22 protein-coding genes are annotated in these 25,382 nt (G+C 57.5%); 19 read left to right on the top strand and 3 right to left on the bottom strand.

Annotated elements, in window-relative coordinates:
- Positions 1 to 12 precede the first annotated feature (12 nt).
- The 12 genes from mutL to glnA all read left to right on the top strand — a co-directional run bounded on the left by mutL (position 13) and on the right by glnA (position 13,575).
- Complete coding sequence (mutL, locus tag COHPA_RS0103500) at positions 13 to 1,989, top strand: DNA mismatch repair endonuclease MutL (protein ID WP_027084813.1); 1,977 nt, start codon at positions 13 to 15, stop codon at positions 1,987 to 1,989.
- On the top strand, positions 1,989 to 2,765 hold the full coding sequence (locus tag COHPA_RS0103495) for a class I SAM-dependent methyltransferase (RefSeq protein WP_027084812.1): 777 nt from the start codon (positions 1,989 to 1,991) through the stop codon (positions 2,763 to 2,765). The genes mutL and COHPA_RS0103495 overlap by 1 nt, the downstream gene beginning before the upstream one ends.
- Positions 2,758 to 3,747, top strand: coding sequence for a tRNA (adenosine(37)-N6)-dimethylallyltransferase MiaA (gene miaA, locus COHPA_RS0103490; protein WP_027084811.1), 990 nt, complete (start codon positions 2,758 to 2,760; stop codon positions 3,745 to 3,747). The genes COHPA_RS0103495 and miaA overlap by 8 nt, the downstream gene beginning before the upstream one ends.
- 29 nt (positions 3,748 to 3,776) lie before the next feature.
- On the top strand, positions 3,777 to 4,019 hold the full coding sequence (gene hfq, locus COHPA_RS0103485; protein ID WP_027084810.1) for an RNA chaperone Hfq: 243 nt from the start codon (positions 3,777 to 3,779) through the stop codon (positions 4,017 to 4,019).
- A gap of 174 nt (positions 4,020 to 4,193) precedes the next feature.
- Positions 4,194 to 6,671 carry a PBP1A family penicillin-binding protein gene (locus COHPA_RS0103480; RefSeq protein ID WP_027084809.1) on the top strand — a complete coding sequence of 826 codons (2,478 nt, stop codon included), beginning with the start codon at positions 4,194 to 4,196 and terminating at the stop codon, positions 6,669 to 6,671.
- Between the two features lie 139 nt (positions 6,672 to 6,810).
- The gene (locus tag COHPA_RS0103475; protein ID WP_027084808.1) at positions 6,811 to 7,371 is read left to right on the top strand and encodes a ribonuclease FAU-1 family protein; all 561 of its coding nucleotides are present in this window, start codon (positions 6,811 to 6,813) and stop codon (positions 7,369 to 7,371) included.
- Entirely contained in the window at positions 7,372 to 8,037 is a 666-nt protein-coding gene (locus tag COHPA_RS0103470; RefSeq protein WP_027084807.1) for a YdcF family protein, read from the top strand.
- Positions 8,038 to 8,109: 72 nt separating this feature from the next.
- Complete coding sequence (locus COHPA_RS0103465) at positions 8,110 to 9,084, top strand: AAA family ATPase (RefSeq protein WP_027084806.1); 975 nt, start codon at positions 8,110 to 8,112, stop codon at positions 9,082 to 9,084.
- A 27-nt stretch (positions 9,085 to 9,111) separates the two neighbouring features.
- Positions 9,112 to 10,395 carry a GTPase HflX gene (gene hflX / locus COHPA_RS0103460; RefSeq protein ID WP_027084805.1) on the top strand — a complete coding sequence of 428 codons (1,284 nt, stop codon included), beginning with the start codon at positions 9,112 to 9,114 and terminating at the stop codon, positions 10,393 to 10,395.
- Positions 10,396 to 10,429: 34 nt separating this feature from the next.
- Positions 10,430 to 11,698 carry a methionine gamma-lyase family protein gene (locus tag COHPA_RS0103455; protein WP_027084804.1) on the top strand — a complete coding sequence of 423 codons (1,269 nt, stop codon included), beginning with the start codon at positions 10,430 to 10,432 and terminating at the stop codon, positions 11,696 to 11,698.
- Positions 11,699 to 11,803: 105 nt separating this feature from the next.
- Positions 11,804 to 12,217: a MerR family transcriptional regulator gene (locus tag COHPA_RS0103450; RefSeq protein WP_027084803.1), complete on the top strand. Its 414-nt coding sequence runs from the start codon at positions 11,804 to 11,806 to the stop codon at positions 12,215 to 12,217.
- A 29-nt stretch (positions 12,218 to 12,246) separates the two neighbouring features.
- Positions 12,247 to 13,575: a type I glutamate--ammonia ligase gene (gene glnA / locus COHPA_RS0103445; protein ID WP_027084802.1), complete on the top strand. Its 1,329-nt coding sequence runs from the start codon at positions 12,247 to 12,249 to the stop codon at positions 13,573 to 13,575.
- A 270-nt stretch (positions 13,576 to 13,845) separates the two neighbouring features.
- Here glnA and lexA read toward each other — a convergent pair whose 3' ends face one another.
- Entirely contained in the window at positions 13,846 to 14,469 is a 624-nt protein-coding gene (gene lexA / locus COHPA_RS0103440) for a transcriptional repressor LexA (RefSeq protein WP_027084801.1), read from the bottom strand.
- A 161-nt stretch (positions 14,470 to 14,630) separates the two neighbouring features.
- Here lexA and yneA point away from each other — a divergent pair, with 161 nt between their 5' ends.
- From yneA to COHPA_RS0103420, 4 genes are all read left to right on the top strand, one after another.
- Positions 14,631 to 15,047: a cell division suppressor protein YneA gene (gene yneA / locus COHPA_RS0103435; protein WP_027084800.1), complete on the top strand. Its 417-nt coding sequence runs from the start codon at positions 14,631 to 14,633 to the stop codon at positions 15,045 to 15,047.
- Positions 15,048 to 15,182: 135 nt separating this feature from the next.
- Complete coding sequence (locus COHPA_RS0103430; RefSeq protein ID WP_027084799.1) at positions 15,183 to 15,368, top strand: DUF896 domain-containing protein; 186 nt, start codon at positions 15,183 to 15,185, stop codon at positions 15,366 to 15,368.
- Positions 15,369 to 15,414: 46 nt separating this feature from the next.
- Positions 15,415 to 15,936, top strand: coding sequence for a PH domain-containing protein (locus COHPA_RS0103425; RefSeq protein WP_027084798.1), 522 nt, complete (start codon positions 15,415 to 15,417; stop codon positions 15,934 to 15,936).
- A gap of 13 nt (positions 15,937 to 15,949) precedes the next feature.
- Positions 15,950 to 16,747: an HAD family hydrolase gene (locus COHPA_RS0103420; RefSeq protein ID WP_027084797.1), complete on the top strand. Its 798-nt coding sequence runs from the start codon at positions 15,950 to 15,952 to the stop codon at positions 16,745 to 16,747.
- 310 nt (positions 16,748 to 17,057) lie between these two features.
- Here COHPA_RS0103420 and COHPA_RS0103415 read toward each other — a convergent pair whose 3' ends face one another.
- Entirely contained in the window at positions 17,058 to 17,597 is a 540-nt protein-coding gene (locus COHPA_RS0103415; protein WP_027084796.1) for a 1,2-dihydroxy-3-keto-5-methylthiopentene dioxygenase, read from the bottom strand.
- Between the two features lie 145 nt (positions 17,598 to 17,742).
- Between COHPA_RS0103415 and metH the strand changes: the two genes are divergently transcribed.
- On the top strand, positions 17,743 to 21,195 hold the full coding sequence (gene metH, locus COHPA_RS0103410) for a methionine synthase (RefSeq protein ID WP_027084795.1): 3,453 nt from the start codon (positions 17,743 to 17,745) through the stop codon (positions 21,193 to 21,195).
- Between the two features lie 47 nt (positions 21,196 to 21,242).
- Here the strand turns inward: metH and tlp are convergent, their stop codons facing one another.
- Positions 21,243 to 21,461, bottom strand: a complete 219-nt coding sequence (tlp, locus tag COHPA_RS0103405; RefSeq protein WP_027084794.1) for a small acid-soluble spore protein Tlp — start codon at positions 21,459 to 21,461, stop codon at positions 21,243 to 21,245.
- 269 nt (positions 21,462 to 21,730) lie between these two features.
- Between tlp and COHPA_RS0103400 the strand changes: the two genes are divergently transcribed.
- Positions 21,731 to 24,016 (top strand): DEAD/DEAH box helicase, encoded by a 2,286-nt coding sequence (locus tag COHPA_RS0103400; protein ID WP_027084793.1) that lies wholly within the window; start codon positions 21,731 to 21,733, stop codon positions 24,014 to 24,016.
- Complete coding sequence (locus COHPA_RS0103395) at positions 24,013 to 25,368, top strand: ribonuclease H-like domain-containing protein (RefSeq protein WP_027084792.1); 1,356 nt, start codon at positions 24,013 to 24,015, stop codon at positions 25,366 to 25,368. The genes COHPA_RS0103400 and COHPA_RS0103395 overlap by 4 nt, the downstream gene beginning before the upstream one ends.
- Positions 25,369 to 25,382: the final 14 nt, after the last annotated feature.

Below are 25,382 nucleotides of genomic sequence, written 5' to 3'. Positions count from 1 at the left end.
GAGTGAGTCGGCATGGGCATCATTCGTCCCCTCGATGAACATTTGGCGAACCAAATCGCGGCGGGAGAGGTCGTCGAGCGGCCGGCTTCCGTCTTAAAGGAATTAATCGAGAACGCCGTCGACGCGGGCGCTTCCCGCATCGACGTATCCGCGGAAGAAGGCGGGCTGACGCTGCTTCGCGTCGCCGACGACGGGACGGGCATCGAAGCAGACGACATGCTCGTCGCGTTCCAGCGTCATGCGACAAGCAAGATTGCCACCGGCAAAGATTTGTTCCTAATCGCGACGCTCGGCTTTCGCGGCGAGGCGCTGCCCTCGATCGCGGCGGTCGCCAAGGTGAAATGCGTCAGCGCTACCGATAATAGCGGCCTTGGCCGTTGCGTGGAGATCGAAGGCGGCGCTCTCGTAACGGATAAAGAAATCAATGCGCCCAAGGGGACGGAGATGGTCGTCCGCGACCTGTTCTTCAACACGCCCGCGCGGCTCAAGTATATGAAGACGGTACAGACGGAGCTTGGGCATCTGTCCGACGTCGTCTACCGGCAGGCGCTTGCCCGTCCGGACATCGCGTTTACGTTCACCCATAACGGCAACTTGTTGCTGCGGACGCCGGGCAACGGCGATTTGCGGCAAGTCGTCGCCGCCATATACGGCACGGCTTCGGCCAAAGCGACGATCGCGCTGAGCGCCGAGCATCCGGACTATGCGCTGACGGGCGTAACCGCGCTCCCGTCCGAAACCCGCGCGAACCGCAATGCGGTAACCGTGCTCGTGAACGGACGCTACGTGCGCAGCCAAGCGGTCATGCAGCCGCTGCTGCAGGCCTACCACACGCTGCTGCCGCTGCATCGATATCCGCTGGCGGTTATTAGCCTGACGATGCATCCGACGCTCGTCGACGTGAACGTGCACCCGGCGAAGCTGGAAGTGCGCTTCAGCAAGGAGAGCGAGCTACGCGGGTTCGTCGAGCAAGCGGTGAAGGAAGCGCTCGGCGGCAAGACGCATATTCCTTCGGGAGCGAATACGAGGGCGGCGAAGCAGCCAAGCTGGGTGCAGGAGCAGATTCGCTTCCAGTTGCCTCCTTCCGAGGCAACCGAGGCAACCGAGGCATCCCGGGGATCGGAGGCTTCGGCGAACGCTCCCGACTTCGCGCGGGAAGCCGCGGCGGCAGTCGAGAATTCGCTCTCTCGCGATTCGCGCGTATCGGAGCAAAAGCCGAGCTACGGGAATAACAGCTTCGGCGGCATCAACTACGGCAGCGCCGGCAGCTACGCGAAGCCAAGCTCGCAGGCTTCGTCGTCTTACGCGACGCGTCCGTTCCCGACTTCCCAACAGCCGCCGGTACAAATTCCGGACAAAGTATGGGAAGCCGCTTTCGCCGCTCCGCCCGTGAAGCCGGAAACGCCGGCTTTCCCGGAATTGAGCTGGATCGGTCAGCTTCACGGCACGTACATCGTGGCACAGAACGAGAACGGCCTGTATTTGATCGACCAGCACGCGGCGCACGAACGGATACACTACGAATGGTATTACGATAAATTCGGCCGTCCCGAGGAAGCGAGCCAGGAGCTGCTGCTGCCGGTAACGCTGGAATTCGCGCCCGACGAATGCCTCGTGCTGCGAGGCAGACTTGCGGCGTTCGAAAGCGCAGGCGTATACTTGGAGGACTTCGGCGGCAATACGTTCATGATCCGCGCCGTACCGCATTGGTTCCCCGACGGGGACGAAGCGGCGGTCGTCAGGGAGATGGCCGAATGGGTGCTCAAGGAGAAGACGATCGATCTGAAGGCGCTCCGCGAGAAAGCGGCCATTCTGTGCTCCTGCAAAGCTTCGATCAAAGCGAACCAAGCGCAGACGCGCGAAGCCGGCGAGAAGCTGCTGGAACGGCTGGCGGCTTGCAGGCAGCCGTATACGTGCCCGCACGGTCGCCCGATCGTCGTCAGCTTCAGCGCGTACGAGTTGGAGAAAATGTTCAAGCGGGTGACGTAATGATCGTGACGACACCGGAGAACCCGGACGCGCAGGCGGTGGAGAGAGCCCGGGCAATCGCCGAAGAGTGGAGCGCCGCTTTCGTTCCTCGCCTACGGAATACGATCGCCAAGTTATCCCGCACGCACGGCAACGCGGAAGTCGCGGTCGTCGGCCCGAAGGAGATTAAGCTCGTTTCGCCGGATGCGCCTCCGTTCTTTTTCCACCCGAGCATGGCGATGATCCGGATTAAACGGCTCATGGCCGGAGAACCGGATTCCTTGATTGCCGTCAGCGAAGCCGCAAGCGGCGACGTCGTGCTCGACTGCACCGCCGGCTTCGGCTCGGATGCGCTCGTATTCAGCTATGCGGTCGGCAGGGCGGGAGAAGTGATTGCCCTTGAAGCTTCGCCCGTGCTGCATGGCATCGTCCGCGAAGGCTTATCGCTGTACGAGTCCGGGCTGCCGGACGTCGACCGGGCCATGCGGGCGATCCATGCCGTTAACGCCGATTATGAATCGTATTTGCGCCGGATGGCCGACAATAGCGTAGACATCGTCTATTTCGATCCGATGTTCGAACGGCCGATCGAGTCTTCGACCGCGCTCGCGCCGATCCGATCGCAAGCGCATATGGAACCGCTAACGCTTGATTCGGTTCGGGAGGCGGTTCGCGTCGCGCGCAAAGCCGTCGTGCTTAAAGACCACCGGGACAGCGGACAGTTCGCGCGGCTGGGCTTCAGCCTCGCGCGCAAGTCCTACTCCTCGGTTGCATACGGAGTGATTAAGATTGAATAGTAGGGACGCGGACGACCGTCCGCCGCTGCTCGTGCTTGTCGGTCCCACGGCGATCGGGAAAACCGCGCTCAGCCTCGAGCTTGCCAGGCGGTATAACGCCGAGATTATAAGCGGAGATTCGATGCAGGTGTATCGCCGCATGAATATCGGCACGGCGAAGCTGATGCCGGAGGAGCGGGAAGGAATTCCCCATCATCTGATCGACATTTGCGAGCCGGAGCATCCTTTTTCCGTATCCGAGTTCCAGAAGCTTTGCACGGAAGCGATACGGGATATTGCTTCGCGCGGCAAATTGCCGATGATCGTGGGCGGCACCGGCTTATACATCGAATCGGTCTGCTACGGCTTCGATTTTCAAGAGCACGGCGCCGACGAGGCATTCCGCGAGGAACAGCGGAGATACGCGGCCGAACATGGCAACGAAGCGTTGCATGAGAAGCTGGCAGCCGTCGATCCGGTTACCGCGGCGAAGTTGCATGCCAACGATCTCGGGCGAGTCGTGCGCGCGCTGGAGATCCGTCACGTGACGGGCCAACCGCTGTCCGAGCTGCAAGCCGGGGCGCGCGGCGACGAGAAGCGTTCGCCTTACCGGCTATGCATTATCGGGCTGACGATGGATCGCGCGGCGCTGTATCGTCGGGTCGAGCAACGCATCGACGCGATGCTGGAGGCGGGCTTGGTCGCGGAAGTCGGGAGCCTGCTCGATTCAGGGGTGCCTAGAGACGCCATCTCGATGCGGGGATTGGGTTATAAGGAGATCGCCGCTTATTTGGCGGGTGAGATGACTTACGAGACAGCCGTCGACGTGCTTAAACGGGATACGAGACATTTCGCGAAGCGTCAGCTTTCTTGGTTCCGACATATGAAGGCGCTCGAATGGGTCGATATCGACGACGCCGCAAAAAACAACGGACTTTTCGCGGCAACCTGTGCTATAATAGCAGGAAAGTTTCCAATGGACATTGAATATATTTCTTCATAAATATTTGTGGCGATGGGGGTTTTCCGCTAATGAACAAGTCCATCAATATCCAGGATACGTTTCTCAATCAACTTCGCAAAGACAGCATACCGGTAACGGTATACTTGACGAACGGCTTCCAAATTCGCGGCATCGTACGCGCGTTTGACAATTTTACCATCGTCATTGACAGTGAAGGACGCCAGCAAATGGTATATAAGCACGCGATCAGCACGTTCATGCCGCAGCGCAACGTTTCTCTCATGCAGCAGGACAACGCAACGGACAACTAAGCGATCCGCGCCCCCGAGATCGCCGACCGGCGAAACTTTTGCAAGGCGGAATACGTCTAACGGAATAGACCGGCACAGGAGCAACCCGCTAGCGGGTTGTTCTTTATTTAGGAATCATTTACGATGACCATACTTTAGAGAGAGAATGAGAAACGGAGCAAAGGGGAGAACAACATGAATCAGTCCGACGCGTTGGATAGCGCCGTACAGCGTACGAAAGCGAAGAACCCAAGGAACGGCAAAGGCCGAAAGAAAGGGAAGAGGCCTCCCGGAAGCAAGAAGAGAGCACTCATCTGGCTATTTTTCATCCTCTTGTTCGCGGTCGTGCTAGCGGTCGTAGGGTATTTGCTCGTCATCTTGAACGGCGAAAGAATATTGACGGCCAACATTAACAAGCTCAACTTGGATACGGCTTCCATCGTCGTCGACCGGAACGGCAAAGAGGTCGCAAAGCTATATGTTTCCGAAGGCAACCGCGAATTCGTGCCGATCGGCGAGATGCCGAAGCTGCTGACGGACGCGTTCGTGGCGACGGAAGACAAACGGTTCTACGAGCATAGCGGCATCGACCTGCTCGGCATCGGCCGCGCGCTCGTGAAAGACGTCATCGCCCGCAGCGCGGTCGAAGGCGCGAGCACGATCACGCAGCAGCTCGCCAAAAACCTGTTCCTGAACGCCGATAAGACGCTTTTCCGCAAAGGAACGGAAGCGTCGATCGCCTTGGCGCTCGAAAATCATAAAAGCAAAGACGAGATCCTGGAGCTGTACCTGAACAGGATCTACTTCGGCAAAGGCCAATACGGCGTGAAGACGGCGGCGAAGTATTACTTCAACGTCAGCGATCTCAACAAGCTGGAAATTTGGCAGATCGCCACGCTGGCCGGCATTCCGAAGGCGCCTAACGTGTACAACCCGCTCAGCAATCCGGAGAGATCGATGGAACGCCGCGCCGTCGTGCTGAAGCTGATGCTGGATCAAGGTCTCATTACCGAGAAGGAGCGGGACGCGGCCGCCAAAGTCGAGTTCAACCCGAAGAACGTGAAGGAGGCGAACGGCAAATACAGATCGTATCTCGATTATGTCATCGAAGAAGCGAAGGATAAAACCGGCTTGACCGAGGAGGAGCTGCGCAGCTCGGGATACACGATCAAGACGACGATCGACACGAAGGCGCAGACCGCGATGGAGACGGCGTTCGCGAACGACAGCCTGTTCGAGACAAGCAAAGACGGTACGAAGGCGCAAGCCGCGATGGTCATTATGGACCAACACGACGGCGCGATCGTTGCCATGCTCGGGGGACGCGATTACCAAGGCTACAATCGCGTGACCGAACGGCGGCAACCGGGGTCGGCGTTCAAACCGATCGCGGTGTACGGGCCGGCGATCGAGTCGGGCAAGTTCTTCCCGTGGAGCACGGTGCAGGACGTGAAGCAGTGCTTTAACGGCTATTGCCCGACGAACTCCAACGGCAAAAACAAATATCGCGGAGAAATTCCGATGAGCCTCGCGATCAAAGAATCGCGCAACGTATCGGCCGTCTGGCTACTGAACGAGATCGGCGTCAAGACCGGCACGGCTTTCGCGAACAATCTCGGCATTAAGCTCGAACCTGACGACCGCAACCTTGCGATGGCGCTCGGCGGATTGACGTACGGCGCGACGCCGTTGCAGATGGCCGGCGCGTATGCCGCGTTCGCCAACGGCGGCAAGCTGCAGGATCCTCATAGCGTGCTGTCGATTACGGACCGCTACGGCGATGAAGTCTACGTTTACAAAGCGCCGAAGGCGGAGCGGGTCATGTCCGAGACGACCGCTTATTATTTGACGGAACTGATGAAGGGCGTCGTGCAGAAAGGCGGCACGGGCGTGAACGCCGCGATCAGCGGGCGCACGGTAGCCGGGAAGACGGGGACGACGCAGAACCCGAACGGACCCGGCAACAGGGACATTTGGTTCGTCGGCTACACGCCGGAATGGACGGCGGCCGTCTGGACCGGATTCGACAAGACGGACGCCACTCACCATCTTTCCACGAGCAGCGGGGAGGCGGCGAAGATGTTCTCCGCGGTCATGTCCAAGGCGCTCGACGGGAAGAAGAAGCTGTCGTTCCCGGTTCCGGACAATTTGAAGGAGGAAGAGAAGCTGCCGGGCATCGACGGCTTGATGGCCGCATACTCGGAAACGACCCGCTCCGTTCATTTGGAATGGACGAAGGCGGAAGGCGAGGGCCTGACTTACAAAATTTATCGCAAGGAGGCGTCCGAAGCGGGTTTCGGCGAGCTTGGAGAGGTGCCGGACACCGTTCTCGACGACATGACGATCGAGCCCGGCAAGACGTATACGTATTACGTCACCGCCTATCAAGCGGCGAAGAAGCTGGAAAGCGAGCCGTCGGAGCAAGCGACGCTAGACATCCCGGCAGGCGAGGAGATCGTCACCCCGCCGCCGGCCGGCGAAGGAGGCGAGGGCGGGGAAGACGTTCCGCCGATCGAGACGCCGACAGAGTCGCCGGAAGTTCCGGGCAACGAAGGAGAAGACGGCGGCGGAATCGTTCCGCCCGTCGAATCGCCTCCGCCGAGCCCGGACGGAAGCCAAAGTCCGACGCCGGGCGACGTTCCGGCGAGCGCAACGCCGTCCGATAACCTGTAGAACGTAGACGATAAGACCTCGAACAGCCCGTGCGCGAAGGCTGATCGGGGTCTTTTTCATTCGGTAACGCTTGGTTGTCAAAGGTAAGATGTGTTAGACTCTGTATATGTTGGATTGAATGAAAGGATAGGCATTGCTTATGAAACGTAAATTTTCGGATCGAGCCAATTGGCGACGGATTTTGAAGAAGAGCTATGCCTGCATTCCCGTCGATGAGCCGCAGTTCAAAGGATTCGTTACGCTGTATCGCATACATGAGCTAAGGGACCCGCTATGGAAGGAATACAACGGACGCCGGATGTGCCTTGCGGATCGCGGATATTTGTGGATGCAGCATTTTCCGAAGGGCGAGCATTTCGTCGTGACGACGATGTTCAACGATCAAGGTCAAGTCGTGCAATGGTATATCGACATTTGCAAGACGCAAGGGCTGACGGATCAGCAAGTGCCGTGGTTCGACGACCTGTTCCTCGATATCGTCGTGCTGCCGAGCGGAGAGAAGCTGCTTCTGGACGAAGACGAGCTGGAGGAAGCGCTGGACGAGGGCCAGATTACGCCGCGCGATTCCGCCATGGCGCAGCGCACGGCCGCACGGCTGATGGAGCTGATCAACCAGAATAAGTTCCCTTATTTCGACATGAGCCTGAATCACAGACGTACGTTCTTGGACAAACTGGGCTGGGAGAAAGGAAACGGGTAAATGCGGAGGTTGACGGAAGAGGGGCCGCTGGCCTCTCGTTCTGCGAAATCGGGCTTATTGCGCTCTGCGTTCATTCGCCGCGCGCTGCGGGCCGTCTTCATTGGACTGGTGATCGCGGCGATTTGGTGCGGCGTGCTGTATACGAAGATCGTAACGTTCGACGGAACGCCCGAGGAAGCGCAAAGCACGCGCGCGGACGTCGGCATCGTGCTCGGCGCCGGCTTGTGGGGAGAGGAGCCGAGCCCGGCGCTGAAGGAACGGCTGGATTACGCGATCGAATTGTTCAATGCAGGCCTATACTCGCAAATCATCGTGACGGGCGGGCTGGGAACCCCGAATTCCCGGATCACGGACGCCGAAGGAGCGGCCGCGTACGTGATCGCCCGCGGGGTGCCGGAAGAGTCGGTTACGCTCGAGAAGAGCTCCCAAGATACTTACGAGAACTTGCTTTTTGCGCAGCGAATCATGCAGGAGCACGGATGGACGTCGGCCGCCATCGTCACCCACTGGTATCACGGCTCGAGAGCCGCGGATATGGCGCGTACGCTCGATTACGATCCCGTGCGCGTATTCACGATGGACACGAAAATGATGAACAGACGGTTTCACGAGGGCAGGGAAGTGCTTGCCTATACGAAGTGGTTCGTCCGCAAGCTGTTCCTATGACTAGGGGCTGAACATCGCGAATACAATGCTACTGCGGCTTAATCGTACGATAGCCAAGGTAGGGGGAGCGCGATGAACGCGAAAATAGGAACACACGGTGCCAAAGACGCCGCAGCCGCGGCCACACGTCCTTCTCGGCAAATTAACGTCGTTCTTCGCAACGCCGAGCCATCCGCGCACTCCGCGGGACCCGACGGAGCGATCGCGCACCGTTCGCTTCCGCAGACGGGGCCGTGGCTGGAATGGCAGAAAGAGCTGGACCGGATGATCGGTCTGGACAACGTTAAGGAATTGGTGTACGAAATTTACGCCCTGCTGCAGGTCGCGCAATATCGCGGGGAAGCGGGGCTTTCGGCGCCTTCGCAAGTGTACCATATGGTGTTCAAAGGAAATCCGGGCACGGGAAAAACGACGGTGGCGCGACTGATCGCCAAGCTGTTCCAAGGAATGGGGCTGCTGGCGAAAGGACATCTTGTGGAAGTGGAACGCGCCGACCTTGTAGGCGAGTATATCGGGCATACCGCGCTGAAGACCCGGGATCTCGTGAAGAAGGCGATCGGCGGCGTTCTGTTCATCGACGAGGCTTATAGCCTCGCCAGAGGCGGAGAGAAAGACTTCGGCAAAGAAGCGATCGACACGCTCGTGAAGGCGATGGAAGATCACAAAAATCAGTTCGTGCTCATACTGGCCGGCTACACGATGGAAACCGAGGCGTTCTTGATGACGAACCCCGGCTTGCCGTCGCGTTTTCCGATTCAGATCGAATTTCCCGATTATTCGATCGACCAGTTGACGCAGATCGCGGAAGGCATGATGAAGGAGCGGGAGTATACGCTGCTGCCGCAATCGCTGTCCAAGCTACGCCAATTGATCGTGGATGAGAAGAACGAATCGATCTATCATTTTAGCAACGCCAGGTTCGTACGCAACGTATTGGAGAGGGCGATCCGCAATCAGGCGGTGCGGCTGCTCGCGCAACACCCGAGCGGCTCGCCGGGACGGCAGGAGCTCATGTCCCTTAGACCCGAGGACATACGGAGCCTATGATCGAGCGCAGAAAGAAGGTTGTCCCGAATGAAAATGAACACCTACGATACGGAAGCCCAAGTCGCAGAGAAAGCGATACTGGTCAGTCTGGTGACGGACGAAGTAAAGCGTTCCGGCTCGGATCCGGAGCATTCCATGGCCGAGCTCGTGTCTTTGGCCGAGACTGCGGGGGTTGAAGTCATCGCCTCTATCATGCAGAACAAAGACGTTCCCGATTCCAAGTGGTTCGTCGGCAAAGGCAAGGCCCAGGAAATCAGGGAGATGGCCGAGCAGACCGATGCGACGACGGCGATATTCGACCAAGAGCTGTCCGGGGCGCAAGTGAGAAACCTGGAAGAAGCGCTGGATTTGAAAATCATCGACCGGACGCAGCTCATATTGGATATATTCGCAGGCCGCGCGAAGACTCGGGAAGGGATTCTTCAGGTTGAGCTGGCCCAGCTTACGTACTTGCTGCCGCGTCTGTCCGGCCATGGCGTAAATTTATCCCGGCTAGGGGGCGGAATCGGCACGAGAGGGCCAGGCGAGACGAAGCTGGAGATGGATCGCCGTCACATCCGCGACCGGATCAGCGAGCTTAAGCGCCAACTGGAAGCGGTCGTTCAGCATCGCGTTATCCATCGTGAACGCCGGCGCAAAACCGGCGTCATTCAGGTCGCGCTCGTCGGCTATACGAACGCAGGGAAGTCGACGCTGCTTCGTCAATTGACGGCCGCGGACGTTCTCGCGGAAGACAAACTGTTCGCGACTCTCGATCCGACTTCGCGGGGCTTAGCGTTGCCGAGCGGCAAAGAGGTCGTCTTGACGGACACGGTCGGCTTCATTCAGAATTTGCCGCATGATCTGGTCGCCGCGTTCCGCGCGACGCTCGAGGAAGCGAACGAAGCGGATTTGCTGCTGCATGTCGTCGACAGCTCTTCGCCGATGCGCGAGCGCCAGCAGAAGGTCGTCGAGGAAGTGCTGCAGGAGCTCGGAGCCGGCGGCAAACCGACGTTCACCGTGTACAACAAAATCGACCGGTGCGATCCGGAAGTTCTGGATCTTCTGCCGGGCGGTCCCGATATCGTTCGGATGAACGCCTTCTCGGAGGCTGATTTAACGCGGCTGCGCGAAGTCATCGAGGACCGGTTGCTCGGCGACGTGGCGCAGTTCCGGTTTCCGGCGTCCCGCGGCGATCTGGCCGCGCTCGCCTATCGCGTAGGCGAAGTCGTTTCCCAAGATACGGACGAGGAAGAACTGGTGCTCACCGTGAGAATCAATCCTGCGGATATGGAGATGCGCGGTCATGCGCTAACGGAGTATCGGATGTAAACGAAATCGTAAAGGCTGAAGGGGAAGTCAAGTCATGCGGGACGGCAAGCAACAACCATTCGAACAAGCATGGACGCAATGGGAGGAGGCGGCGGAGACGCAGGTCTCCGATCGATTCCGCCGAATCGACCGTATCGTCGAACGGAATCAAAGGAAAGTGATCGAGGCGTTTCAGAAACATAAAGTAAGCGATTTTCATTTTGCCGGGTCGACGGGGTACGGGTACAACGATCGCGGCCGCGAAGTACTCGATCTCGTCTACGCGGACGTCTTCGGGGCGGAGGCGGCGATCGTGCGGCCTCATCTCGTATCCGGCACGCATACGATCTCGGCGGCGCTGTTCGGCATGCTTCGTCCCGGGGACGAGCTCGTGTTCGTAACGGGCAAACCTTACGACACGCTCCATAAAGTGATCGGAAAGCCGGGCGACGGCACCGGATCGCTCGCTGATTGGGGCATTCAAGCGAAATTCGTTCCGCTGCTGAGCAATGGGGATATCGACTGGGACGGCGTGACGGCTGCGGTATCGGACCGCACGAAAGTTTTCGCGATTCAGCGTTCTCGGGGGTACGATTGGCGGCCGTCCTTCGCCGTCGGTCAGATCGGCGACATGGTCAGCCGTCTGAAGGATTTGCGTCCGCAAGCCGTCGTATTCGTCGACAACTGCTACGGCGAATTCACGGAGGAGACCGAACCGACGGAGGTCGGGGTCGATCTGATCGCTGGTTCGTTGATCAAGAATCCGGGCGGAGGCTTGGCTACGAGCGGCGGCTATATCGCCGGCAGGGCGGATCTCGTCGAGCTTGCGGCGTTCAGATTGACCGCCCCGGGAATCGGCGGGGAAGTCGGCGCGATGCTCGGAACGACGAGAGCGATCTATCAAGGGCTGTTCCTTGCCCCGCTGCTCGTGGGCCAAGCCGTCAAAGGCAGCGTGTTCGCTGCGGCGATCTTCGGCAATCTCGGTTTCGAGACGCATCCGAGGTGGGACGATCCGCGGACGGATCTCATACAAGCGATTCGCTTCGGCGACCCCGAGCCGCTCATCCACTTCGTGCAGGCGATTCAATCGGCTGCCGCGGTCGACGCGCACGTCGTGCCCGAGCCTTGGGACATGCCGGGGTACGAGCATCCCGTTATTATGGCGGCCGGAACGTTCATCCAAGGTGGCAGCTTGGAGCTGTCGGCCGACGCCCCGATCAGGGAGCCGTATATCGCATACATGCAAGGCGGACTAACGTATGCTCATGTGAAGTTTGCTGTACAGCGGGTTCTGTCGGATTTCCGCGAACGTGGATATTTATAAGAAACGGCCTATTAAAACCTTACATTCCTTGACATGTTTTTGCGACTTCGTTACAATGTAAGTGATTTCAAAAACATTAGTCAAACTCTGGAAGGTTGGTATTGAATGGGCGACGAGATTCGCAGGAATATGGCGCTGTTTCCGATCGGCATCGTGATGAAGCTGACCGATCTGACCGCCCGCCAAATCCGATATTACGAACAGCACGAACTCATTCAGCCCGCTCGCACGGACGGCAATCAACGTCTTTTTTCCTTTAATGACGTCGAACGTCTGATGGAGATCAAATCGTTGATCGAGAAGGGCGTTAATATCGCGGGGATCAAACAAGTCATGAATCCCGTCGGGCAGAATGAGAGCGACGCGACCGTTATTAACGAGCAATCGGAGGTTAAGCGACGCGAGATGTCCGATTCCCAGCTCCACCGCATGCTGAAGCAGCAGTTGATGGCAGGGAAGAGGCCAGGGCAAGTTTCGCTTATCCAAGGCGAACTATCGAGGTTTTTCAAAAACAAATAATGCGGCATATGCCATTATAGGAGGCAGTCATGGGCTACACTCGCGAGGATATTAAGCGGATTGCGAAAGAACAGAACGTTCGGTTCATCCGCCTTCAGTTCACGGATTTGCTCGGCACGATCAAGAACGTCGAAATTCCGGTAAGCCAGCTGGACAAGGCGCTCGATAACAAGATGATGTTCGACGGCTCCTCGATCGAGGGCTATGTGCGGATCGAAGAGTCCGACATGTACTTGTATCCGGACTTAGATACTTGGGTCGTATTCCCATGGGTTACGCAAGATCGCGTCGCCCGTCTGATTTGCGACGTGTACATGCCGGACGGCACCCCGTTCGCCGGCGATCCTCGCGGCATTCTGAAGCGCGCGCTGGCAGAAGCGGAGGAGATGGGCTTTACGTCGATGAACGTCGGTCCCGAGCCTGAATTTTTCCTGTTCCAGACCGACGATAAAGGCAATCCGACGACGGAGCTGAACGACCAAGGCGGATACTTCGACCTTGCTCCGACGGATCTCGGGGAGAACTGCCGCCGCGACATCGTGCTTATGCTCGAGGAGATGGGCTTCGAAATCGAAGCTTCCCACCACGAGACGGCTCCCGGCCAGCACGAGGTCGACTTCAAATACGCGGACGCAGTCAGAGCCGCTGACCAGATCCAGACGTTCAAGCTCGTCGTCAAGACGATCGCGCGTCAACACGGCTTGCATGCGACGTTCATGCCGAAGCCGCTGTTCGGAATGAACGGTTCGGGCATGCACTGTCATCAATCGCTGTTCCGCGGCAACGAGAACGCGTTCTACGATCCGAACGATAAGCTCGGCTTGAGCGCTACGGCTAGACAATACATGGCGGGAATCCTGAAGCATGCCCGCGGCTACGCGGCGATCACGAACCCGACGGTCAACTCGTACAAACGTCTCGTTCCCGGTTACGAAGCTCCATGCTACGTGGCATGGTCCGCAAGCAACCGCAGCCCGATGGTTCGCATACCGGCGTCCCGCGGTCTTAGCACGCGGATCGAAGCGCGCAACCCGGATCCTACGGCGAATCCGTACTTGGCGCTTGCCGTCATGCTCAAAGCAGGCTTGGACGGCATCGCGAACAAGCTGACGCCTCCGGCGCCGATCGATCGCAACATTTATGTGATGAGCGAAGAAGAGCGCATCGATTCGGGCATTCCGAGCTTGCCGGTCAACCTCCATGAAGCGCTCAACGAAATGCTTCGCGACGAAGTCGTTTGCGAGACGCTCGGCGATCACGCGCTCAGCCACTTTTATGAGCTTAAAGAGATCGAGTGGGATATGTACCGTACGCAAATCCACCAATGGGAACGCGATCAATATTTGACGATGTACTAATGGGAGATAGAAAGAAGCCAACCTTGTTTCGTCCTTGGGACGTGCAAGGTTGGCTTTTTTTGTGAGTCTAGCGAGCGATTCGCGCAATAGCGCGGTGTCATCGTGTTACTGAGGTAGAAGTAGCGGAAGATTGCGAAATAGTGCGGTGTCGTCGAGGTACAGAGGTAGAAGTAGCGGAAGATTGCGAAATAGCGCGGTGTCGTCGAGGTACTGCACATAAACACGCAAGTAAAAATCCCTTGCCGCGGCAAGGGATTCTTACTTGCATGTTTACATGAACGAACGAATCAATCCGATGACTTTGCCGAGGATGCTGACGTTCGGATAGCGAAGCGGCTGCATGCTCGCGTTCTCCGGTTGGAGGCGAATATGGTCGCGTTCCTTGTAGAACGTCTTGACGGTCGCTTCGTCGTCTTCGGTCATGGCGACGACGATGTCGCCGTTCGTGGCGCTAGGCTGCTGACGGACGATGACGTAGTCGCCGTCGTGGATGCCGGCTTCGATCATGCTGTCGCCTCTAACGGATAGCATGAACACCGGCTGGTCTCCGACCATCGTCGCCGGAAGAGGGAAGTACTCCTCGATGTTCTCCGTCGCGGTGATCGGCACGCCGGCCGTTACTTTGCCGACGAGCGGAATTTGGCGAACGGAGGAAGCGAGGCCGAACGAGGCTTCTTCGTCGTCTCCCAGAATCTCGATCGCGCGCGGCTTCGTCGGGTCGCGGCGGATCATCCCTTTCTTCTCCAGGCGATCCAGGTGACCGTGTACGGTGGAGCTGGAGGCTAAGCCGACGGCTTCGCCGATTTCGCGGACGGAAGGGGGGTACCCTTTGTCCCTGACTTCGTTCTTAATGAATTCTAAAATGGCATTTTGGCGATTGGACATCTTGGACACGCCAAGCCCTCCCTATGTATCAGCTCATGATGACAAATTATAACACAGAACTCGAGTTCGCACAAACATTCGTTCTACCGAACAAATGTTCCAAAATCTGTTGACAGGCACATATGTTCGTGTTATTCTCATATCAGAACAAATGTTTGGGGTGAGCGTTCATGGTACATACATGGGTATCCGGTAAATCTGCTCCTGCTTCTTTTCATTATACAATGACGGCTTCTTCGCAGCCTCGCTACGCTTCGAGATCGACGACGCAAGCGGCGTCTCGTTCGCATCGCGGATGGAAAGCGGCTCGTTCCTTATTTATCCTTGTTGCTTTTCTGATTCTGTTCAGCGGCCTGGCGTTCGCGCATACGTTCGCATCAAGCGAAGCGGGCACCCCGGCGAGCGCTGACGAGATCGTTGTTTCCGTTGACAGCGGCGATACGCTCTGGGAGCTTGCCGCAGAGTATAAGAAGGATCGTATGGATACGCGCGATGCGGTACATCTGCTCATGAAACGTAACGGGTTATCGTCTTCGTCCCTGCACACGGGTCAGGAGCTCATCTTGCCTGCGAATATGCTCCCATAAAGACATGCGAACAATATACGAACAACGCTAAGAGACCGGGGGTGCCCGGTCTCTTTTTATAGGTTTCGGTTTCTTGACAAGGCAATGCCGTTAATGTCAAAGTAGAGAAGGTATATTGAAAGGAGTGACAACGCCATGGAAAAGCTGATTCAAAGAATCAACGAATTAGCGCGCAAGAGCAAAGCCGAAGGCTTGACGGAAGCGGAAGTCGCAGAGCGCGATCAGTTGCGGAAGCAATATTTGACTACCTTTAAACAGAACTTCCGACAACAGCTTGATAGCATAGAATTCACGGACGAGAAACCAACGATTGTTCATTAAATAGATCGATGGATTGCCGCAGCCGAATCGACGAGGAGGAGCATGAATGTCCCGATCTTGGGAACGCAAGGTGCAGAAGAATACGACAGAAATCAACAAACGCCGTAAAAAAGAGGGCAAACGATCGATCTCAGAATCGTCCGCTCCGAAAGTCGATAAATTCAAGGGCCGTAACTACGTCGTCCCGGTACTCCTGCTATTGCTGGTCACGCTCTATTTGACGGTAGCAGCGCCTTGGCGCTCCGATTTCGAAACCGATCCAACGTTGTTCTGGGTAACGGTCGGCTGTTACGTTCTGCTAGCCGTATTTTACTTTTTGCGCCGTCCTTATTTGTCCGTTACGCGGGATACGATGGAAACCCGCAAACTAACCGGCTATAAGCAGCTTCGTCCGAGCGACATTCGGAAGATTTCGATACAGCCCGGTTACGTCGTGATCGAGACGATTAAAGGCGGCAACTGGGTATTTTCCAGACTGATGAACCGGTTCCCGATCCAACGGATGGCCGAGCGGCTGAAAGTTTACGCCGATCTGCACCACGTGGAGTGGGAAGAGAAGACGAAGTGAGGAGACCGTAAGAATGACGATCAAGGCCGTATTATTCGATTTGGACGATACGCTGTTATGGGATGACAGAAGCGTATCCGAAGCTTTCAGAAATACTTGCCAGTTAGCCGCGGATGAGACGGGACTTGACGTCGAGGCGTTGGAAGCGTCCGTCCGCAAAGAAGCTAGAGCGATCTACGAGAAGTACGAAACGTTCACCTTCACGCAAATGATCGGCATCAATCCGTTCGAAGCGCTGTGGGGCAATTTCAGGAAAGGCGAGCACGAGATGTTCCGCAAGCTGGAGCAACTCGCGCCGACATACCGCGATAACGCTTGGACAGCCGGACTCGCCGCTCTCGGTGTCGATAATCCTGCACTTGGCCGGAAATTGGCGGAATATTTTCCGGCGCAGCGCCGCAGCTTGCCTTACGTGTACGACGAAACCTTCTCCGTACTGGACGAGCTCCGCAAAGACTATAAGCTGTTGTTGCTGACGAACGGATCGCCGGATCTCCAGCAAGAGAAGCTGGACGGCATGCCTACGCTCATCCCGTACTTCGACGCGATCGTCATTTCCGGCGATTTCGGCGAAGGGAAGCCTTCTCCGCGCCTGTTCTCGCACGCGATGGAACGCATCGGCATAACGGCGGACGAAGGCGTTATGGTCGGCGACAAGCTGACGACGGATATTCTTGGCGCTAACGGTGTCGGCATGACGTCGATCTGGATCAACCGCCATGACGCGAAGCTGAGCGGCGACATCGTGCCGAAGCACGAGATCCGCAGCTTAACCGAGTTGCCGGATTTGATAAAACAGCTTAACCAATAACGACGATTCGACTGTTAATTGGAAAGATTAACGGCAATGATGGAAAATAACAACAAAACGATAGTTATTTATGCAAGATCATGCCGGTTGGCTTAATTTTGCTCCGAATAACTGCGATTTGTTGTTATTTTTGCGTTAACCGTGACTTATTCGAAAATAACTGCAAGTGGTTGTTATTCGTGCAATATCCGTGCAATATACGTATATATAGTCGTGCAATCGCGGCGACGTATCGGCGCAACAGCCAGCCATACCCAAAAAGACTTACAATTCGCAAACGCGAACTGTAAGTCTTTCCTTATTCTTTATCTTATTTCACGAAAGCAGGGTCGTCGTAGTTGTGAGCGATCCAGCCGGCAGGTTCGATGAAGAGGCGAACCGCGACGATCTGGCGGTTATCCATCAACGTAAAGAAGTGAGGATAGTTTTCCGGAACGGAAATAACGTCTCCGGCTTCGAGCTCGACATCGAAGTATCCGGTGTTGTCGTCGCCTTTGATAACGAAGATGCCGCGTCCCGCCGTAATGGCGCGAACTTCGTCTTCCGTGTGCGTGTGGACGTTCTCGAACTTTTTGAGCAGCTCTTCGAGATTAGGCGTCGCGTCCGAAAGCGCGATGACGTCCCACGTTTTGTAGCCGCGTCTGCCGGCAAGATCGCGAATTTCCGCGTCGAACGTGGAAAGGATCTCGCTCTTCTCGTCGTCGGACAGTACGAACTTTTCTTGGAGGCGAGCCGGGAGCTTGGACGCATCCCAGTGTTCGTATAGTACTTCGAACTTGTTCAGAAACTCGCGCACGTTCGCTTCGCCTTTAATGCGTTCGTTCGTGTTGCGGATACGAATTTCAGCCATGGTTAATTCCTCTTTTCCCAATAAGAATTATTGACTTAATTATAGAACATATTCCGACTCGTGTCGATGTGCATCTTTTCGTACCATCTCTATTCTGTTACTATAGAGTTTAATGATTTGACAGACGGGGGAAGCGATTATAAATATGACTTTAACGCATTCTAAACCTTCTCTGCAAGAGGAGCTAACCAAACGCATTCTCATACTCGACGGTGCGATGGGCACGATGATTCAGCAGGCGAATCTGACGGCGGAAGACTTCGGCGGCGAGGAGCTGGACGGATGCAATGAGCTGCTCGTGGTAACCCGGCCCGACGTGATCCGCGACATTCACGAAGCTTACTTGGCCGCGGGCTCCGACATTATCGAGACGAATACGTTCGGCGCGACGAGTGTCGTACTCCAAGAATACGACATCCCGGAGAGAGCAAGGGAGCTGAACCTTGCCGCGGCGAAGCTGGCGCGCGAAGCTTGCGATAAGTATTCTACGCCGGACAAGCCTAGATTCGTCGCGGGAGCGCTCGGACCTACGACCAAGACGTTGTCCGTGACCGGCGGCGTGACGTTCGACGGCCTCGTGGAGAGCTACCGCGAGCAAGTGATCGCTCTTGTCGAAGGCGGAGTCGACGCGATCCTTATCGAGACGAGCCAAGACACGCTGAACGTCAAAGCGGCAGGCATCGCCGTACGCCACGCGTTCGCGGAGACGGGAATCGATTTGCCGATCATGATCAGCGGCACGATCGAACCGATGGGGACGACGTTGGCCGGACAGAACATCGAGTCGTTCTACGTCTCGCTCGAGCATCTGAAGCCGATCTCGATCGGGCTTAACTGCGCGACGGGACCGGAGTTCATGCGCGATCATATCCGCACGTTGTCCGGCATCGCGAACATCGCGGTCAGTTGCTATCCGAACGCCGGCTTGCCGGACGAGAACGGCAACTATCATGAATCCCCGGATTCGCTGGCGAGAAAGCTGCGCGGGTTCGCGGATCAAGGCTGGCTGAACATCGTCGGCGGCTGCTGCGGCACGACGCCCGCGCATATCGCGGCGATGGCGGAAGCGATGAAGGAAGTGGCGCCGCGCAAGCCTGACGGTCAACATCCGCCGGCAGTCTCCGGCATCGATACCGTCTATATCGAGGAAGATAACCGCCCGATCATGATCGGGGAGCGGACGAACATCTCCGGATCGCGGAAGTTCAAGCGCCTGATCAAAGAGGAGAAGTTCGACGAAGCGTCTGAAATCGCCCGTTCCCAAGTGAAGGGCGGCGCGCAGATTATCGATATCAACCTGCAAGACACCGATATCGACGAAACTTACGCGGTCAACCAGTTCCTGCCGATGGTCGCGAAGAAGATCAAAGCTCCGCTTATGCTCGACTCCACCTACGACCATATCATCGAGCTCGGACTTAAATATTCGCAAGGCAAGGCGATCATTAATTCGATTAACCTTGAGGACGGCGAGTCGAAGTTCGAGAAAATCGTACCGCTCATTCATCAGTACGGCGCGTCGGTCGTGTGCATCCTGATCGACGAACGGGGACAAGCCGTGTCCCGCGAAGCGAAGATGGAAGTGGCTACGCGGTCGTACGAGCTGTTGACGGGCAAGTACGGCATGCAGCCGGAGGACATTATTTTCGACCCGAACATGTTCCCGATCGGCTCCGGCGACCCGCAGTATATCGGCTCTGCCGTGGAGACGATCGAAGGCATCCGGATGATCAAAGAGAAGTATCCGCTCGCGAAGACGATTCTCGGTCTCAGCAACATCTCGTTCGGCTTGCCGGACGCTGGCCGCGAGGTGCTGAACTCGGTTTATCTGTACCATTGCACGAAAGCGGGTCTCGACTACGCGATCGTGAACACGGAGAAGCTGGAGCGCTACGCCTCCATTCCGGAGGAGGAGCGAAAGCTGGCGGAAGCGCTCATCTACGATACGAACGACGATACGCTGGCGGCTTTCGTCGCGGCGTTCCGCGACAAGAAGGTCGAGAAGAAGGTCAAGGCGACGAACCTTTCGCTCGAGGAGCGGTTAGCAGGCTACGTCGTCGAGGGCTCCAAGGAAGGCTTGTTCGCGGACCTGGACGAAGCGCTGACGAAGTACGCTCCGCTCGATATTATCAACGGTCCGCTCATGTCCGGGATGGAAGAAGTAGGCCGCCTGTTCAACAATAACGAGCTGATCGTAGCCGAAGTGTTGCAGAGCGCCGAAGTGATGAAGGCGTCCGTCGCCCGCCTCGAGCCGCATATGGAGAAGAACGAGTCCGCCGTAAAAGGCACCATCATGCTCGCGACCGTCAAAGGCGACGTACATGATATCGGCAAAAACCTCGTCGAGATCATCCTTTCGAATAACGGTTATAAAATCGTCAACCTAGGCATCAAAGTGCCGCCGGAGCAAATTATCGAAGCCGCGAAAGCGGAGAAGCCGGATGCGATCGGCCTTTCCGGTCTGCTCGTCAAATCGGCTCAGCAGATGGTCGTAACGGCGCAAGACTTGCGCACGGCGGGCATCGACGTGCCGATCTTGGTCGGCGGAGCGGCGCTGACGCGCAAGTTTACGAAGACGCGAATCGCGCCGGAATACGAAGGCGTCGTCTTGTACGCGAAGGACGCGATGGACGGGCTCGATATCGCGAACAAGCTGGGCGATCCGGAGCATCGGGCGCGCATCGCGGACGAGCATTGGGCCGAGCAGAAAGCGCTGGCCGAGAAGCCGGAGACGCCGAAGGAGCTGCCGGAACAATCGCGCGCCCGCCGCTCGAATATTTCGCAGGACGCTCCGCTGTTCAAGGCGCCGGATTACGAACGGCATGTCATCCGCGATTATCCGTTAACCCATGTGAAGCCGTACGTCAACTTGCAAATGCTGCTCGGCCATCATCTAGGACTTAAAGGAAACGTCGAGGAGCTGCTCGCTTCAGGCGACGAACGCGCGGTCAAACTGAAAACGACGATCGACGACATTCTCGAGCAGTCCGAGCGGAACGGCTGGTTAAAGCCGCAGGCGATGTACCGGTTCTTCCCGGCGCAATCGGATGGCAACGATGTTCTGGTCTACGATCCGGCGGATACGTCCCGCGTGCTGCAGCGGTTCTCGTTCCCGCGTCAGCAGGTCGAGCCGTTCCTCTGCTTGGCGGACTTCCTGAAATCGGTCGAGAGCGGCGTCATGGACACGGTCGGATTCCTGGTCGTGACGGCAGGGCAAGGCGCTCGCGAGCAAGGCGAGAAGTGGAAGGAAAGCGGCGACTACTTGCGCTCCCACGCCATCATGGCGACCGCCCTTGAGGTGGCGGAGGGCCTGGCGGAACGCGTGCACCAGATCATGCGCGACAACTGGGGCTTCCCGGACCCGGCGGAGATGACGATGAAGCAGCGTTTCGGCGCGAGATACCAGGGCATTCGCGTGTCGTTCGGCTATCCGGCTTGCCCGAACCTCGAGGATCAAGGCCCGCTGTTCGAGCTCATGAAACCCGAGGATATCGGCGTAGAACTGACGGAAGGGTTCATGATGGAGCCCGAGGCATCCGTATCCGCGATGGTGTTCGCGCATCCGGAAGCCCAATACTTCAACGTAGAGAAGGCTTAAACGCCATAAACAACCCCGAAGGAATTTTCCTTCGGGGTTGTCGGCGCTTAATATTGATTTTTCTCGTCTAGGATTTCCTCTTGCATGCCTTGAACGGCTTGACGGCGGCGGGCGTTCTTGCCCTCCAGCTGCTGCTTTTCCGTATCGCCGAGCTCAACCGCGTGCTCGTCCAAGTAATGCTCCGTCTGGCTGATGTTTTCCATCGTATTTTCTCTAGCTTCTTGCAGCTTGTTTACGTTGTCGGAACGATCGTCCGGTTTGGCCATGTTCAGCTCTCCTTTTCATCCGTATCGGGCTGGTTGCCCGTCGAATAGGATGGCGCGATAGCAACTCGCCTATACGCGGAGCCGCTGAATTATTTTCCGGGAAAGCGCAGGTAACGACATGAATTGTCGCAAAATTTCGATTACGGATGAAACAATGTGTATCAAGCGAAGAGGAGGCGCTCCGGATGTCGAAAATCGCTTGTCGTTGCCGTTGCTGGGCGAACATATATTCTGTACAATAGAAGGAAACGATCGCAAGGAGCAATGCCATGAATCCGTTGACGGAACGAGCGGAGTCGGTGGAAGAATGGCTCGGCCTGCTGCGAAGCAAGCCCGAGCTGATGGAGAACGTCACGTATTGGCATACGCAGCCGGCGCGCCCTGCGCGAACGGTGCCGTTGCCGCCTAATATACATCCTAAGCTGGCCGAAGCGCTGCGGAGCAAAGGCATATCCGAGCTGTACACCCATCAAGCCGCGTCCTATCAAGCGGTCGCGGAAGGCCGCCACGTCGTCGCCGTTACGCCGACGGCATCGGGCAAGACGCTCTGCTACAATTTGCCCGTGCTGCAGACGCTGCTTCACGACGACAGCGCGCGGGCGCTATATCTATTTCCGACGAAGGCGCTGGCGCAGGATCAGGTAGCCGAGCTTCAGCAGCTCGCCGATCTGATGGAGGTCGACATCAAGACGCACACCTATGACGGGGATACGCCGCCGACCGTGCGGACGGCGATTCGCAACGCCGGCCACATCGTCGTGACGAACCCCGATATGCTGCATTCGGCGATCCTGCCTCACCATACGAAGTGGGTTAAGCTGTTCGAGAATATTAGGTACATTATTATAGACGAGCTGCATGCTTATCGCGGCGTGTTCGGCAGCCATGTCGCCAACGTCATTCGCCGTCTGCAACGGATTTGCAAGTTCTACGGCAGCAATCCGCAGTTTCTATGCGCCTCGGCCACCATCCGCAATCCTCGCGAGCATGCGGAGCGTTTGCTTGGCGCTTCGGTCGCGCTTATCGACGACAACGGCGCCCCGACGGGGGAGAAGCACATGGTGTTCTACAACCCTCCCGTCGTCAATCAGCAGCTCGGCATCCGCCGCAGCAGCGTGCTCGAATCGCAGAAGCTGGCCGCGCTCTTGCTCAAGAGCGGCATCCAGACGATCGTATTCGCGCGAAGCCGCGTGCGGGTCGAAATTCTGCTGACGTATTTGCAGGAACTGATTAAAGGCGAGCTCGGCAAGAAATCGATCCGCGGATATCGCGGCGGATATTTGCCCAAGCTGCGAAGAGAGATCGAGAAAGGGCTGCGAAGCGGGGAAATCCGCGGCGTCGTCAGCACGAACGCGTTAGAGCTCGGCATCGACATCGGTCAGTTGCAGGCTTGCGTGCTGAACGGCTACCCAGGTTCGATCGCGAGCACGTGGCAGCAGTCGGGCCGCGCCGGGCGCCGTCAAGGCAGCTCGGTCACGTTCCTGGTGGCGAGCAGCAATCCGCTCGATCAATATTTAATCCAGAATCCCGATTATTTCCTCGGCCGTCCGCCGGAGGAAGCGCGCATTCATCCCGATAATCTGCTCATTCTGCTCGATCATATCAAGTGCGCGGCATACGAGCTTCCTTTTGAAGAAGGCGATTCGTTCGGGGGCGAGAAGCTGACCGATCTGCTCGAATTTCTCGTCGAAGAGAAGGTGCTTCACCATGTCGGCAATCGCTGGTATTGGATGGAACAGGCTTTCCCCGCGCACAACATCTCGCTTCGGACGGCGGCGCAGGAGAACATCGTCATTATCGATATGACCGAGGGGCATAAAGTCATCGGCGAAGTCGATCGGTTCAGCGCGCCGACGCTCGTGCACGAAGAAGCGATCTACTTGCATGAGGGCGTGCAATACCAAGTCGAAAAGCTGGACTATCCCGAGAAGAAGGCTTATGTTCGCCAAGTAAACGTCGATTATTTCACGGACGCAAGCCTCGCGGTCGAGCTGAAAGTGCTGCACGTCGATCTCGAGACGAAGTCGGGACCGTTGGAACGGCATTTCGGGGAAGTTACGGTGATGGCGAAGCCGACGATTTTCAAGAAAATCCGGCTGCGCACCCACGAGAACATCGGCTCGGGACCGATTCATCTTCCGGAGGAGATTCTGCATACGAGCGGTTATTGGTTCTCGTTCTCCGAGGAGGAGTCGGCGAAACGCAGCGCGAACGACATGCAGATGGCGCTGCTCGGTCTCGCGAACGTGCTAATTCACCTCGCGCCGTTGCATCTGATGTGCGACCCGTTCGATATTCGCGTCGTGCCGCAGGTCAAGGCGACGCATACGAAGCGGCCGACGATCTACTTCTACGACCGTTATCCGGGCGGGATCGGGCTTAGTCAAAGACTGTACGAGATGCACGACGAATTGCTGGAGGAAGCGGAGCGGCTCATCGTCGGCTGCGGCTGTTTGAGCGGCTGTCCGGCGTGCGTCGGACCGATCGAAGAAGTCGGGTTGCTCGGCAAAACGCAAGCGCTGTCGTTATTGCGAGGCGCGAGGGCGGAAGCATGAGCGGGCTGAGGGAGCGGCTGGAGCGCCTTCGCGCGGCGGCTCAGGCTTCGGAGGCGGCTGAAGCCGCCCAGACGGCGGATGCCGAGGTTAAGGCTGAGACGGAAGCCGCGTCGCCGAGTTGCGCGGAACAGGCCGGGAGAACCGCTAGCAAGCTGCATCCGGCTTTTCGAGCGATCGGAGTCGAGGAAATCGAGAACGACGGCGGGAGCTTCCTGCTGCGCAGGCTTGCTTATCCTTTGCCTTATAGCCATGGCCGGTATGGACTCGAGGAACTGCAGCGCAGCGCGGGCTGGTTGGCACCGGTCGCCGCTAGGCAGAACCAGACGAGGGCGACGGCGCCGGTAGACGTAAGCAGGCTGCTCTTCTTGGATACGGAAACGACCGGGCTCGGCGTCGGGGCAGGCAACGTACCGTTCATGATCGGTTTCGGTTATTATGCGGACCAAGCTTTCATCGTCGAACAGACGCTGATCCGGCATCCCGGCGAAGAGCGTGCCATGCTGGAATATTTGCTGACGCACTTGAAGGACAAAGAGCATCTCGTTACTTATAACGGCAGGACGTTCGACTGGCCCGTGATCGTGAGCCGGTATATTATGAACGGCTGGCGCACGAGCGGGGCGGAGCCGGGGCATCTCGATTTTCTGCATCCTTCCCGAGCGCTGTGGCGCAAGACGTTAGCCTCCTGCAGGCTGGCGACGGTCGAGGAGGCCAGGCTTGGATTCGTCAGGGGCGAGGACGTGCCCGGATCGTTGGCTCCGGCCCTGTACGTTCAATTTCTGAATGACGGGAATCCCGAGCATCTTCACGGGGTTTATACGCATAACGAGAAGGACGTGCTGACGCTCGCCGCCCTGGCGGTGCACTTCGCGCAACTGCTTGAGGATCGACCGGGCACGGAGCCGCTTGACGACGAGGACGGCGAAGAGCTATACTGCACGGCGAGCTGGCTGGAGAAGCACGGGCAGGAGGAGCACGCGGAGCGGCTCTTCGCCCGTCTGGCCGATCGGCCGGATGCGGGCGAGCGAGCCTGGTGTCTGGCGCTGGCGACCAGATACAAAAAGCTGGGACGAATGGATCGTGCGGTGCCCCTGTGGGAAGCTGCCGTCGCATGCACGGAGTACGGCCTGTTGCCGAAGACGGACGCTTTCGTCGAGCTGGCGATGCACCACGAGCATCGGACGAAGGATTTAGGCCTGGCATTGGATTACGCCAAGCGCGCGCTGGCGATGCTCGGTCGCCGCGCCCGCATGAATCGCGCGAACGCCTCGCTAAGCGACGACAGAGAGAAGCTGCAACGCCGAATCGAGCGATTGGAAGCGAGAATCGGCCGAGCTGCGGAACGCGGATAACGGCGGATCGGGAG

The organism is Cohnella panacarvi Gsoil 349, from assembly GCF_000515335.1.
In the GTDB taxonomy this organism is placed as follows: domain Bacteria; phylum Bacillota; class Bacilli; order Paenibacillales; family Paenibacillaceae; genus Cohnella; species Cohnella panacarvi.
Note: the sequence above shows the minus strand (reverse complement) of the source record. Positions and strands in the feature narration are given on the sequence as shown.